This is a genomic window from Streptomyces sp. NBC_00083 (genome assembly GCF_026343295.1).
In the GTDB taxonomy this organism is placed as follows: Bacteria; Actinomycetota; Actinomycetes; order Streptomycetales; family Streptomycetaceae; genus Streptomyces.
The window spans coordinates 361469-375084 of record NZ_JAPELY010000003.1 but is presented as its reverse complement, the minus strand read 5'-3'; the positions used below and the strand labels follow the sequence as shown (position 1 = coordinate 375084).

The window sequence follows — 13616 nt, the reverse complement described above, 5'->3', positions numbered from 1 at the left end:
CACTCGGGCGATGAACCGTGAACAGATCTCCCGCATCGCCCACGCGGATCACCCCATAGCGGCCCCCGTCGACGACGACGCGGTACGCCGGCTGCTGGAACGCGGCGTCCCGCACGACCGCGACGCGCGCGCCCTGGACCTCGGCTGCGGCGGCGGCGAGTGGCTGCTGCGCGCGCTGGCCGCCCACCCCCGCCTGCGGGCCGAGGGCGTGGACAACTCCGAGGCCGCCCTGGCACACGCCCGTACGCGGGCCCGTGCGTGCGGCGTCGACGACCGGCTCACCCTCCACCACGAGAACGCCGGGGACTTCACCGCCCCCTCCCCCTTCGACCTGGTGCTCAGCGTCGGGGCGAGCCATGCGCACGGCGGCCTGCTCCCCACCCTCGCGGCGGCCCGCGCCCATCTGGCGCCCGGCGGGCACGTGCTGGTCGGCGACGGCTTCTGGGAGCGCGAGCCCACCCCGGAAGCCGTCGAGATGCTGGGCGGGTTGAGCGATCTGCCGACCACCCTGGACGAGGTCGTGGCCGCCGGCTGGACACCGGTCCAGGGCCACATCAGCACGCGCGGGGAGCTCGACGCCTACGAGTGGTCCTGGACGGGGTCGCTCGCGGCCTGGGCCCTCGACCACCCGGCCGACCCGGACGGCGCGCAGGCCCTGGAGGCGGCCACCCTCCACCGCGCGCAATGGCTGCGCACCTACCGGGACTCGTTCGGCTTCGTGTGCCTGCTGCTGCGCCGCACAGCGGAGCGGTGACCGCCCGCGCCCGCGGGACCGAACCGTCGTAGGCGGAGCGCTTGGACCATGCGAGGGCGGGGCGGTCCAGGTCTCCGTCGACCTCGACGAGGTAATCCGCCTCCTGCCGGACGCGGCCGCGGGTGCCGAGCGCCGCCAACTCCCAGTCATTGCCTCCGGTTTACCCGCGCTCTCTTCCCAAGCCATGTGACATATGCAATTTTACAGTCGCGCAAGAGCACGCCGCATTCACGCCACTTGATCAGTTCGGCCCGTGGGTCACCGGGTCCGCTCCGTCACGCCCCGACACCCGGGGGCGGCGGCCGGCCCGAGCCCGCGGTACCCCCACCGCCGCGCCCCGGGCGCGGCCACCACACCGCTGGGAGGCGGCACGTGAACACCCGACCAGAAGGACTGAGACGAAGTCTCACCGGCTTTCTGATACTCGCCCTCGCCCTGTGCATGGGCATCGCCATGATGGCGCAGCCGAGCCGCGCGGCCGCCGCCGACGGCCCGTCGAAGGCCGCCGGGCCGTCCGGCGAGGCCGCCGCCGCACGCCGGGCCGCGGGCAAGTCCGCGCCCCCGATGCTGGGTTCGACCGCCGACGCGTCCGACCGTTCCGACGCCCGGCACTCCCCGATCGACGCGGCGCACCTGCCGCCGAAGCGGCCGCTGACCGCACCGGCGCCGCAGCGGGCGCGCGACAAGGCGGCGAAGGGCGCGGCCGCGTCCTGCACGCCGGGCGACTTCGGCGGCAGGACCGGCGCCGCGCTGGTCTCGTTCGTCCAGGCGTCGACGACGGACTGCGTCAACACGCTGTTCGCCCTGACCGGCACCGACGCGTACAACGCCTTCCGCGAGGCGCAGATGGTCACCGTCGCCAACGCCCTGACGAGCACGGCGCGGAGCTACCCCGGTGACAACTCCACCAACGTGTGGCAGCTCGTGCTGTTCCTGCGCGCCGGGTACTACGTGCAGTCCAACAACGCCGCCGCCGTCGGCCCCTACGGCGCGACCCTGGCGACCGCGAGCGAGGCCGCCCTCGACACCTTCACCGCGTCCCCGCACTTCATGGACGTCAGCGCCGCCAACGGCGACATCATGGGCGAGGTACTCGTCCTGACCGACAGCGCCAACGAGCAGGCCCGCTACCTGGCCACGTACAAGAAGGTGCTCAACGCCTACACCAGCTCCTGGGACGCGTACTGGAGCATGGACACCGCCGTCAACGACGTGTTCACCCCGCTCTTCCGCGGTCACTGGAACCCGGCGTACATCTCGGCGGTGACGGCCGACCCGAGCATCATCGACACGCTCAGTTCGTTCACCCTCAACCACCTCGCCAAGCTGAACGACTCGTGGTTCTACCTCGACGCCAACGCGGGCAGCGAGATGGCCCGCTTCCTCGACACCCCGGCCCTCCAGGCCAAGGTGCGGCCGCTGACGAAGGCCGTGCTCGGCGCTTCCGCCGTCACCGGCCCGACCGCCCCGCTGTGGGTCGCGGTGGGCGCGATGACGGACCAGTACGACAAGGCCCAGTGCTCGTACTACGGCACCTGTGACTTCATCGACCGGCTCACCGCCGCCGCGCTGCCGATCACGTACAACTGCGACGCCGACCACACCTTCCGCGCCCAGTCGCTGAGCGATGCCGCCCTCGCGGCGGCCTGCACCAGCGTCAAGGGCCAGGACGCCTACTTCCACAGCATCGTGAAGGACAGCGGTCCGGTCGCGAACGACCACAACACCAACATCCAGATCGTGACGTTCGCGAGCCCCAAGGACTACCAGACGTACTCCGGCTGGATCTTCGGCAACAGCACCGACAACGGCGGCGAGTACCTGGAGGGCGACCCCTCCGCCGCGGGCAACCAGGCCCGTTTCCTGTCCTATGTGAAGAGCGTGGGCGACGGTTTCCCCGGCGACATCTGGAACCTCAACCACGAGTACACGCACTACCTCGACGGCCGCTACGACATGGCCGGCGACTTCAACGCCGGACAGGACGTGCCGGACATCTGGTGGATCGAGGGCTTCGCGGAGTACGTCTCCTACAGCTACCGCAACCTGCCCGACACCGAGGCCATCGCCGACGCGGCCCAGCACACCTACGCGCTGAGCACCCTGTGGCAGAGCTCCTACGCCAACTCCGACCAGACCCGCACGTACCCGTGGGGCTACCTGGCCACCCGCTACATGGTCGAGAAGCACCCGGCGGACGTCCAGAACATGCTGGCCAAATTCCGCAGCGGTGACTACGCGGGGGCGTACGCCGTCTACAACACCGGCATCGGAACGCGGTACGACGCCGACTTCACCACCTGGCTCGACGCGTGTGCCGCCGGCGCCTGCGGCGGTACGAGCAGCGGCCCCAGCGCCGCCTTCGACGCGACCGTCTCCCAGCTCACGGTCGGCCTGACCGACACGTCGACGGACGCGGGCAGCACCATCACCCAGCGCGCCTGGAACTTCGGCGACGGCACCACCTCCACCGCCGCCAACCCGTCCAAGACGTACCGGGCCGCGGGCACCTACACGATCACCCTGACCGTCACCGACGCCAAGGGCCTGACCAGCACCACCAGCAAGTCGGTCACCGTCACCGGCGCCCTGCCGGCCTGCACCGACCCCGACGCCCGCGTCATGGGCCAGAACTGTTCGCGCGCCGGCCGCACGGCGCAGAAGGGCGGCCTGGACTACCTGTACCTCTACCTGCCCGCAGGAAAGGTCACCCTGAAGGTCACCACGACCGGAGGCACCGGCGACGCCGACCTCTACTACAACACCAGCACCTGGGCGACGAGCTCGGCCTACACCGCGCGCTCCACGAAGGCCGGGAACGCCGAGAGCATCACCGTCACCAACAACACCGCCGGCTACCGCTACATCAGCCTGTACGGGAAGACCGCGTTCAGCGGAGTGACGGTCACGACGGCCTACTGACAACGGACGGCACCGCACAGGACCCGCCTGTGCGGTGCCGCGCCGCTCCTCTGTCAGGCCGGCCAGGTGCCGGTCAGGCGCCGCGTCGCCGTGGCGCCCGCCCGGTCCACGGTGGCCTTGACCACGGCGTAGATGGCGCCCTGCAGCGTCGCGGCGAGCAGCACCTCGCTCCAGGTGCGGTCCTCGTCCGTCGCGTCGGGGGCGTCGTCGTGGCTGAGCCGCTTCCACGCCTGCTTGAACACCACGCCGGCGAGCATCCCGCCGGCGATTCCGAGGCCGAGGCCGAACGGCTTGTAGACGATCTTCGAAACCTTCACCGGCTCAACCCTTCCTGCGACGGTACGTCAGCCACACCACGACGGCCGCGCCGCCCGCCGCCAGAAGCAGCGTGCGGTTGTCGCGGAGGGCGCGCCCGGCGGGCTCGGGGACCGTGTCCTGCACCTTGTCCTGCACCTGGTGCGCGGCATCCTGTACCTGATGCGCGACGTCGGCGGTCCTGGCCTTCAGCTCGCCGGCCTTGGCCGCGGCGCGCTGCTGCACCTCGACGGCCTTGTCGCGGGCCCTGCCCTTGACGTCGGCCTTCGCCGCCAGCGCTTCGACCGTCCGTCCGAGGTCCTCGCGGGTCCGTTCGACCTGTTCGCGCAGTTCCTCGGAGCCGGGAGCGCTCCGGTCGTCCTGGGACGGGCTGGTCATCGGTGTGCACTCCCCTTGATCGCGGCCACGTCGGCCTTCACGTTCTCGATGGTCTGCTCGGGCGCGGGCGGGGCCGCCCGGCCGACCTCCTTCTTGCCGGTCAGAGCCATGACCGCGGCGATCGCGCCCAGGACGGCGGCCACGATCAGGGCGGCGGCCCACACGGGCAGCGGCACCGCGAGGCCCGCGATCGCCGCGGCCACCAGGGCCTGCAGCATGAGGAAGCCGAACAGTCCGGCGCCGCCGAACAGTCCGCCGCCGCGGCCGTACCGCTTGCCCTTCTCCTTCATCTCGGCCTGCGCCAGCGACAGTTCGCCGCGCACCAGCTCCGTCAGTTGCTGCGAGGCCCGCTGCACCAGTTCGCTCACCGGGGCCTCGCCCGGTCCATGGGCGCTCCGGCCGGGCCCGGCATCGTGCGGCTGCGCGCTCGACACGACGGCCACCTCCCGTCTTCGACGAATCGTCCGGCCGCCGGGCACCGCTGCCCGCGACCGCTTGCTGGGACCGCGAGTACCCAGGACCGCGCGATTCAGGGCGGAGCACCCCCGCCTGTCCCGCCCGGATCCCTCCGGCCCCTCCCGTCCGGGCCGATCCGGCCCGTCCCGCTTGGGCCTACCCGCGCCGGGCCCGCGCGGCAGCCGGGGAGGTCAGACCTCACCCAGACGGCGCCGCTCCTCGTCGTCCCAGGCCGTGGTGTCGCGCGGCTCGGTGTACGGCTCCTCGTCCGGCGGCATGCCGCCCGCGATCGCCCGCTGCCGTACGGCCTCGGCGTCGAACTCGAGGCCGAGCAGGATCGCCAGGTTGGTCAGCCACAGCCACATCAGGAAGATGATGACGCCGGCCATCGTGCCGTACGTCTTGTTGTACGAACCGAAGTTCGCGACGTAGAACGCCAGGCCGCCGGAGGCCAGCATCCAGATCACCAGGGCCACGAAACCACCCGGGGTGATCCACGTGAAGCCCTTCACCTTCGCGTTCGGGCTCGCCCAGTACAACAGCGCGAGCATGAGCACGACCAGCACCACCAGGACCGGCCACTTGGCTATCGACCACACCGTGAGCGCGGCGCTGCCCATCCCGAGCGCGGCCCCGGCCTGATGGGCGAGGCCGCCGCTGAAGACCACGATCAACGCGCTGACCAGGGCCAGGATCATGAGCACCACGGTCAGCCCGAGCCGCACCGGAAGGATCTTCCACAGGGGGCGGCCCTCGGGCATGTCGTAGACCGCGTTGGCCGCGCGCATGAACGCGGCCACATAACTGGACGCGGACCACACCGCGAGGAGCAGGCCGACGACCGCCACCACCGAGCCGACACCGGCGCTGTCCTGCAGCTGCTTCACCGCGTTGGTGATCACGTCGCGGGCCGGGCCGGGGGCCAGGCCCTGGAGGTTGCGCAGGAGCCGGTCGGTGGTGGACCGTCCGGTCATGCCGAGCAGCGACACGAGCACGAGGAGCGCCGGGAACAGCGACAGCACGCCGTAGTACGTGAGCGCGGCCGCCCGGTCGACGAGCTCGTCGTCCCTGAACTCCCGCACGCTGCCTTTGAGTACGGCACGCCACATGCCCTTGGACAGCTTCGTCGGGGCGTCCGGCGCCGCCCGCTCCACCTCGGGGGCCGGCCCGGCGCCGCGCGCCGCCTCGTTCGCGCCGCTGTCGCCGTCGCCGTGCGGCCGGCCGTCTTCTCGCCGGGGAGGATGCAAGTTCGCCATGCGCGGCGGGTACCCCGGGGACGGACACTTTCACCGAAAGCGCGGCGCGGAGCACAATGCCCCCTTGCTCCCTTTATTGGGGTTTTGTGAGAGCGGCGACTTCAAGCCATCGCACCCCATATTCCTGGCAGCTCGACATTTCCGTGTGCATGGTGGCCAGTGAATGTCGGAGACAGGCCCGGATGAACGGCCGTTACGAACGGCTTCCCGACGTTCTCACATGATGCACGGGGAACCGGATGAGGACCAGACGGGGAACCGCACGGGGAAGCGGCAAGGTCGCCCACGCCGGAAGGCGAACAGCGACGGGGGAAGAAATGTCAACATTGGGCTATCTGGAGCGACTTCCGGAACTCGCACTCGCATTCGCGGACGAAGCCAATCGCAGCGCGCACCACGACCGCGGTGTCGTCGGCGCGCAATTCGTCCCGCACCTGACCGCCGGTGCGGAGCTGGACGTCGCCGACTGCCTGGTCATCACCGAGGCGGCGACGCTGACCGCCCTCGCCCCGGCGGGCGTCGACCGGCTGCTCCGGTCCCTGGAGCGCCACGGAGCGGCGGGGCTCGCCCTGGCCCTGCGCGGAGACCCGGCGGGAGACGTGCCACCCGTCGTACGGCAGACGGCTCTGCGCCTGTCCATTCCGCTGATGACGACGCGGGCCCGCGCCGAGGTGTGGACGTGTGTCGACCGTGGCCTTTCCCGCACATGGCAGCGGCAGGCCACGCAGCACATGGAACGCATCGCGCAATACGTGGGGCATCTCCCGGACGGTTTCCACCGGCCGGACGCGCCCGAACACCTGGTGACCGGGCTGTCCAAGTCGCTTGCCGCGTATGTGCTGTTCGTCGATTCGACGGTCGGTGAAGTGCGCGCCGAGTATCCGCTCGACGCTCCCGACGTCCACCGATATACGGCGCATGACATCGTGCTGAGCAAGGAGACATCCCGGAGCCCTCAATTCCGTAATGCCCTGCACGTGGTGAAACTGACGGTGGGGCGGTCGGCCGACGCATTGTTTCTGGTCATGGTCTCGGCCACGCCTTTCGAAGGGGAGACGCTCGCACTCGCCGAGCACACCGCCAAGCTGCTCGTGCTGGCGCAGGACGTGGCACAGGTGCGGCGGCTCACCGACAGCGCGCGGGGTGTCCGGCTCGGCGTCTTCCAGATGCTGATAGGTGGTCAGATCGTGCTGGCGCAGCGGGCGATGGAGGGGCTCAGCCCGGGGCTGCTGCAGGTGGAGCACGTCCGCGTCTACGTGATCGCCACGCCCTCCCGGAGCCGGGACGAGCTGGTGGGTGCCCTGGAGCCGGTCACCGACGGAAGGGCACTACTGGTGCGCTGCCCGGCGCGCAACGACCACATCATCGCGGTGGAGCCCCTGCGCCGCACCGGGCACGCGGCCGGCGGCACCCCGCGAGCCGGCCGGCCGCACGCCCTGGTCGACGTCCTGACGGACGCCATCGCCGGCCGGCCGGGATGCGCCATCGGCGGCAGCCGCCCGTACGGGCTGGCCGACGTTGCGGATGCCTACAGCGAGGCGGCCAACGCGCTGGTGTCCGCGCACCACAACGCCGAGCGGGTCGGCATGTTCGACGGATCCTCCCAACTGGCACCGCTGCTGGGCGAGGCGGCCCACAGCTGGGCGGAACATGTGCTGGCCCCCGTGCTCGGCCTGCCCTATGTGGTCCGGGACGAACTGATCGGCACGATGCGGATCGCCCTCGACTTCCCGTACACGGAAACCGCCAGGATCCTCGGAGCACACCGCAACACCGTCGCGGCCCGCGCGGCGCGCGTCGCGGAGGTGCTGGGCGGCGAGGGCAGACCGCTCGACCTCAAGGACGTCCGCGTACGGACGGTCCTGCATCTCGCCCTGTCCCTGTTCAGGACGTGGAACCCGCGCGGCGGGGGCGTCCCCGACGAGCCCTCGCTCCCCTCGATCCTCCGGAGCGCGCCGGCCAGGACCTGGGCCGAGGACCTGCTGCACCCGCTGCGCGGCGCCGCACCGAGCCTGGCGCCCACGGTACGCACCTGGGTGCGGTGCAACCTGCACATCGACGACACCGCCGAGGCCGTCGGGGTCGGCGCGGCGACGGTACGCAAACGGCTCCGGCAGGCGGAGGCCCTCCTTCAGCGCGACCTCTCCACGGGCCTGGCCGGAGCCCACGCGCTGACCCTGGCCCTCGCCACGACGACGGGCGACCCCTCGCTGCCCACGCTGGGGCAGGACCGACTGTGCACGCGTGATCCCGCCGGACCGCAGGACTGTGCACCGGTGCCGTATGCGGGTGACGGGGACCCCGCATAGCGTGAGGAGCCATGGATTCCAAGGAGCCCCGGGGTCTCTGCAGCTCACGGGGTTCCCGGAGCCCCACGAGCCGCGGCGCCCCTGGCCGCCGCGGACATGACGGACGCACGGACGCACGGACGCACGGACGCACGGACGCACGGACGCACGGACAAACATGGAGGGACCCCGAGGGACCTCCCCGACCGACACCCTTGAGGATGGCTGTGCCCGCATTACCCGTAGTCGCTGTACTGGGATCCGCCCCGGTCGCCCACTTCGCCGCCCACGGACTGACCTCGGCGGGCCTCACGGCCCACACCTGGGCGCTGCCTGGGCGCTACTCGGCCCGGAAGGCGGCGGCCCTGGCCGATTCGGTGCCCGACTGGTCGGCCCAACTCGCCCCGTGCGACACGGTCCTGACCGCCTTCGACCACCCCGGCGTCCTCGAAGTGGTCATGCTGCAGCACCTGTTGCCCGCGCTGCGGCGCGGCGCCCTGTGGATCCAGATCGGCCCCGCCTCGGACACGGACGCCGACGTCCTCGGCGACCTCGCCCAGCGCATGGGCATGGCCTGCGCGCAGGCCCCCCTCCAGTGGTCGCCCGACGGCATAGCCGCCTACGGACACCTCCCGTCCCTCGCGCACACACCGTGGCAAGCGCGCCAGCCGGACGTGAACCTCGTCTACGGCGCGGCGATAGCCGGGATCGTCGGCAGCGGCTTCGGCGGAAAGTTCTCCGTGGTGGACCTCCCTCGCGAAACGTCCCGCGACTTCGCCCTGTGGGACGCGGAGTTGCGCGGCAACGTCACGTGGGCACGGGCCGACGAGGCGGCGGCGGAGCGACTCGCCGCCATGGAGGCGCGGACCCACTGCGAGGCCGTCATCGCCGCGCTCGTCCGACGCGGCCTGGTGCCCCCGCCACCCTCCCAGCAGGACGAACACCCGCAGGACGAACACCCCCACTGAGCCGGCGGGGTCCCACGGTGAGCAGGCCGTCCCGCAGACGGACCTCACGCACACAGCCGTGGGCCGTGCACTGGTCCGGGGTCGGCCCCGGGGCGCCCACCGGGGCCGACCGCGCCCAGAAACGAAGAAAACCCCAGATGAACTGGGGTTTTCGTTGGTGTCCGAGGGGGGACTTGAACCCCCACGCCCGATAAAGGGCACTAGCACCTCAAGCTAGCGCGTCTGCCATTCCGCCACCCGGACCAGGTGTTGTCGTTCGCGGCGTGTTCCCCGCGGCGACATAGAGAACTCTACCAGGGGTTTCAGGTGGTGTTCACCCGCATATTGCGTGGTCAGGCGAGCGGTCATCCCCTGTTGGCGGCGACCCAGTCCGCGTTCGCCTGCCAGGCGTACAGCGTGTGTCCGTCCATGTACGCGTAGTACAGGCCGCAGCGAACGGTGGGCCGCTGCCCGGCCTCCCGGGGGAACCACGAGGACCTGATGCCCGGGGCGTGCGGGGACGGGGAGGGTGTGGTGGACGCACATGTGGCGGGCGGGGACGCCGCGGGGAGGGTGGCCTTGAGGAGGCGGTCGCCGCCGGTGGTCCTCATCGCGTACTCGATGTGCTTGGCCTCGTCGGGCAGCCAGCGCGGCACCGAGGAGCGGTCGGCCTTCGCCTCCTTGCCGGAGGTGTAGGAGGCGGACTCGTCGTGGCGGTTCTTGTACCAGTCCGTCGCGGCCGGCACGGCCACGACCGCGGCGAAGCCGAGCGCGACCGCGATCGCGACGGCGGCGAGGACGAGCGTCCTGGGCCTCCTTCCGGCCCTGGTCGCTCCTTCGGTCCCGTTCGTGCTGCGGCTGGCCGGCATGGCTCTGGCTCCTAATGTCCGGTTATGGCTCCGGTGGATCACGGGGGCCGGGTCGCGTCGGCGGTCCCGTTCCGCCTGGCGTCGGGGCGTGACGTCCGGCCCCCTCCATTCTTCTGGCCCGGATGTCCGCACGCGTACGCCGTGAGGACCAATGTGTGTACGACTGTGGGACCACACGGTGGCGTGGCGTCCTCGGAGATGTGCCGCGGGCCTAGCCTCGCCGCGTGAGCAAGGGCAACGGCAAGGACAACGGCAAGGGATACCGGCGGCCGAGAGCGCTCTCGCCGCTGCGGGAGCATCTGCGCGACACCTTCTGGTTCGCACCGACCGCGGCCATGGTGCTGGTCTTCGTCCTGTGGGCCGCCGCGAGCGAGGCCGACGCGGCTCTCGTGCGGCTGCTCCAGGACCACCAGGCCTTCGGCGACATCGATGAACTGATCCGGATCGTGAACGACACCAAGGGCGTCATCACCACGGTCAGCTCGGCGATGATGACCTTCATCGGTGTCGTGTTCAGCATCTCGCTGGTGGCCGTGCAGATGGCGAGCGGCCACTTCACGCCCCGCGTGGTCCGGATCTTCGTGCGGTCCCGCATCACCAAGCTGACGTTCGCCGTCTTCCTCGCGACGTTCACCCTGACCCTGCTCGTGCTCACCTCGTTCGACAGCGAGGCGGACCCGCGGCTCGTGACGACCGTCCCGTTCGTCCAGAGCGTCCTGACGCTGATCATGGTCGCGCTGAGCCTCTTCCTCTTCATCGCGTACGTGAACTCCACGCTCCGGCTCATGCGGGTGGGCCACGTCATCGACCGGATCACCGGTGAGGCGCTGCGGGTCGTGGACAAGATGCCGCGCGGCGACCTCGCCGGGCACGCGCTCGGTCCGGAGATCGCGGGCGTCGCCCACCACGGGCGGGCCGGGGTGCTGCGGGACGTGCACATCGCGCGGCTCGTGCGGGCGGCCCGCCGCCAGGACGTGGTGCTGCGCGTGCTCCCCCGCATGGGCGACTTCGTGGTGCCCGGCACGCCGCTGCTCTCCGTGCACGGCCGCGACGGCACCGCGCCGCCGTCGTGGAACGCGCTGCGCTACACCGTGTCGGTGGGCGTGGAGCGTACGTTCCACCAGGATCTCGGGTTCGGCCTGCGGCAGCTCGCCGACATCGGGCTGAGAGCGCTCTCGGCCGCGGTCAACGACCCGACCACCGCCGTCCAGTGCCTCGACCGGATGATCCAGGTCCTCACGGCGCTGGCGAACCGCCCGCTCGGCGCGGTGGGGCATCCGGACGGCAAGGGCACGGTCCGGCTCGTGCAGGACGTGCCGGGCTGGGCGGACCTCGTCGACCTGGCCTTCGCCGAGATGCGGCTCTGCGCCGTGGGCAGCCCTCAGGTCACGCGGCGGATCATGGCGGGCCTCGACGACCTCCTGTGGCTCGTCCCTCCGGAGCGGCGCGGGCCGCTGCTGAGGCACCGCGGACTCCTCGTGCAGGCCGTGGTGCTCGCGGTGCCGGAGGCGGCCGAGCGCGCGTTCGCGCTGGAGCCGGACCGGCAGGGCATCGGATGACAGGGCCGTGCCGGTCCGGGGTCGTGGGGGCCGGGGCCTTCAGGGAATGAGCTGGTACGCGGGGAAGTTGCCCGGGGCCGGTTCGCCCGCCGGGCCCTCGGTCACCGCGCGCACCAGGAGTTCACCGCCGACGAACGACCCGTGCCAGGACGCGCCGAAGCCACCGAAGAGTTCCTCTCGGTCGCCTCGCGAACGGGCCTTTCCCCGGCCCACCTTGAACGCCCTGATCTGCGGCGCCAGTCGGTCGTACGTCGCGGGATCGTCGGTCGACAGGGTGGCGACCAGTGCCCCGTTGGAGGCGTTCATGGCGGCGAGCAGCTCCGCCTCCGTGTCGACCAGGACGATGGTGTCGACCGGGCCGAAGGGTTCCGCGTGGAAGAGCGGCGAGGACGGGGGCGGGTTGAGGAGGGTGACCGGCGGGAGGTAGGCGCTGGTGTCCTGGCCCGGCAGGAAACGGCCCTCGTCCAGGGTCGCGCGGTGCAGCGGGACGGCGCCCCGGTCGATGGCCCCGGCCACCTGGTCGGCGAGCTCCCTGGCCTTCGCGGCGTTGATGAGCGGCCCGAAGTCCAGTGCGGGCAGGGCGTCCTGGGGGTGTGCCACGGCCAGCGGGTGGCCGGTGCGTACCGTGCGCACGGCCGGCAGGTACGCGGCGAGGAACTGGTCGAACAAGGTGCGCTGGACGACGAACCTCGGGTAGGCGGTGCAGCGCTGCTTGCCGTAGTCGAAGAGCTTGGGGACGGCGGCCGAGAGCGCTTCCCAGTCGCTGAAGTCCCAGATCCCCCAGGTGTTGAGGCCCTCCTGTTCCAGGATGTGCCGCTTGCCGAGGTCGGCGACGGCCGTGGCGATGCGGGCGCCGGTGTCGCGTCCTCCGACGAAGGAGACACAGCCGATCTCCGGCGAGCGTACGAGCGCTTCGGACAGCTCGCCCCCGCTGCCGCTGACCAGGGTGATCGGGAGGCCCTCGCGCCGGGCGAGGGCGCCGGCCAGGGTGAGACAGGCGACGCCGCCGTCGGTCGGGGTCTTCGCGATCACGGCGTTGCCCGCGAGCGCCTGGACGAGTATGGCGTGCGCCAGGACCGACATCGGGTAGTTCCAGCTGGCGATGTTGGACACCGGGCCGGGGAGCGGGGTGCGGCCGTTCAGCATCGTGTCGATGGAGTCGACGTACCAGCGGACCCCGTCGATCGCGCGGTCCACGTCGGCCTGGGCGAGCCGCCAGGGTTTGCCGATCTCCCAGACCAGGAGGAGGGCGAGCAGGTCGCGGTGCTCGCTCAGTGCGTCGAGGGTGGCGCCGACGCGTGCCCTGCGCTCGGCCGACGGGACGTGGCGCCAGGCGCGGTGCTGGTCGAGGGAGGCGCGTACGGCCTGCTGTGCGGTGGGGCCGTCGAGGCGGGGCGGGCCCGCGATGGGGGCGCCGTCGACGGGTCCTGCGGCGGGGAGCACGCGTCCGTCGGCGTGCCACTCGCCGGCCCAGAGGTTCAGTACGCGCTCCTCCCTGAAGGCCTCCGGGGCGACGCCGAGGCAGCGCTCCCAGGCGTCGGCCCAGGCGGTGCCCGGCTTGAGGGCGAGGGGGGCGGGATCGGCGAGCGTGGGGACGGCGGGAGGGGTGCCGGGAGGGTTGTGCGGTGTGGGTGCCATGAGGGTCTCCGCTCTCGGTGCGTGGGCTGTCGGGGCGGGGGTTGGATGGCTCTTGTTACTGGACGGTAGTGAGGTGGGGCGGGGTTGGGTACGTACGCGGCGTGAAGTATGAGTCACATCACGTGATCGTGAGGGGGGACTCGGCGCGCGGCGGACTCGCCCCAACTGCCGCTCCCGGCCCGGCACTTCACCGTTCCGGCCCGGCACTTCGCCGTCCCGGCACGGCACGGCACC

General features: G+C 71.5%; 11 protein-coding genes and 1 tRNA gene. 5 read left to right on the top strand and 7 right to left on the bottom strand.

The features are described 5' to 3' along the window. The first annotated feature begins 10 nt into the window (after nt 1–10). A complete protein-coding gene (locus OOJ98_RS25590) occupies nt 11–754 on the top strand; it encodes a cyclopropane-fatty-acyl-phospholipid synthase family protein (RefSeq protein ID WP_267057375.1) in 744 nt (247 codons plus the stop codon). A 372-nt stretch (nt 755–1126) separates the two neighbouring features. After that, nucleotides 1127–3676, top strand: coding sequence for a collagenase (locus OOJ98_RS25585; RefSeq protein WP_323177935.1), 2550 nt, complete (start codon nt 1127–1129; stop codon nt 3674–3676). A 53-nt stretch (nt 3677–3729) separates the two neighbouring features. Here the strand turns inward: OOJ98_RS25585 and OOJ98_RS25580 are convergent, their stop codons facing one another. The 4 genes from OOJ98_RS25580 to OOJ98_RS25565 form a co-directional block, all read right to left on the bottom strand. Beyond that, nucleotides 3730–3993 carry a DUF4235 domain-containing protein gene (locus tag OOJ98_RS25580; protein WP_267057374.1) on the bottom strand — a complete coding sequence of 88 codons (264 nt, stop codon included), beginning with the start codon at nt 3991–3993 and terminating at the stop codon, nt 3730–3732. A 4-nt stretch (nt 3994–3997) separates the two neighbouring features. Then, nucleotides 3998–4369: a DUF3618 domain-containing protein gene (locus OOJ98_RS25575; protein ID WP_267057373.1), complete on the bottom strand. Its 372-nt coding sequence runs from the start codon at nt 4367–4369 to the stop codon at nt 3998–4000. Beyond that, nucleotides 4366–4737, bottom strand: coding sequence for a phage holin family protein (locus OOJ98_RS25570; protein WP_267058237.1), 372 nt, complete (start codon nt 4735–4737; stop codon nt 4366–4368). Before OOJ98_RS25570 ends, OOJ98_RS25575 begins: the two co-directional genes overlap by 4 nt. 279 nt (nt 4738–5016) lie before the next feature. Then, a complete protein-coding gene (locus OOJ98_RS25565) occupies nt 5017–6081 on the bottom strand; it encodes a YihY/virulence factor BrkB family protein (protein WP_267057372.1) in 1065 nt (354 codons plus the stop codon). Nucleotides 6082–6398: 317 nt separating this feature from the next. On the opposite strand from OOJ98_RS25565, the gene OOJ98_RS25560 reads away from it, so the two are divergent. Together OOJ98_RS25560 and OOJ98_RS25555 are read left to right on the top strand one after the other, a co-directional pair. Beyond that, a complete protein-coding gene (locus OOJ98_RS25560; protein WP_267057371.1) occupies nt 6399–8390 on the top strand; it encodes a helix-turn-helix domain-containing protein in 1992 nt (663 codons plus the stop codon). 200 nt (nt 8391–8590) lie between these two features. Further along, the gene (locus OOJ98_RS25555) at nt 8591–9337 is read left to right on the top strand and encodes a hypothetical protein (RefSeq protein WP_267057370.1); all 747 of its coding nucleotides are present in this window, start codon (nt 8591–8593) and stop codon (nt 9335–9337) included. 155 nt (nt 9338–9492) lie between these two features. Here the strand turns inward: OOJ98_RS25555 and OOJ98_RS25550 are convergent. Both OOJ98_RS25550 and OOJ98_RS25545 read right to left on the bottom strand, forming a co-directional pair. Beyond that, nucleotides 9493–9580, bottom strand: a tRNA-Leu gene (locus OOJ98_RS25550). 101 nt (nt 9581–9681) lie between these two features. After that, nucleotides 9682–10185, bottom strand: coding sequence for a hypothetical protein (locus OOJ98_RS25545; protein WP_267057369.1), 504 nt, complete (start codon nt 10183–10185; stop codon nt 9682–9684). A 224-nt stretch (nt 10186–10409) separates the two neighbouring features. Between OOJ98_RS25545 and OOJ98_RS25540 the strand changes: the two genes are divergently transcribed. After that, entirely contained in the window at nt 10410–11744 is a 1335-nt protein-coding gene (locus OOJ98_RS25540; protein WP_267057368.1) for a DUF2254 domain-containing protein, read from the top strand. A 39-nt stretch (nt 11745–11783) separates the two neighbouring features. Here OOJ98_RS25540 and OOJ98_RS25535 read toward each other — a convergent pair whose 3' ends face one another. Then, nucleotides 11784–13382 carry an aldehyde dehydrogenase family protein gene (locus tag OOJ98_RS25535; RefSeq protein ID WP_267057367.1) on the bottom strand — a complete coding sequence of 533 codons (1599 nt, stop codon included), beginning with the start codon at nt 13380–13382 and terminating at the stop codon, nt 11784–11786. Nucleotides 13383–13616 lie beyond the last annotated feature (234 nt).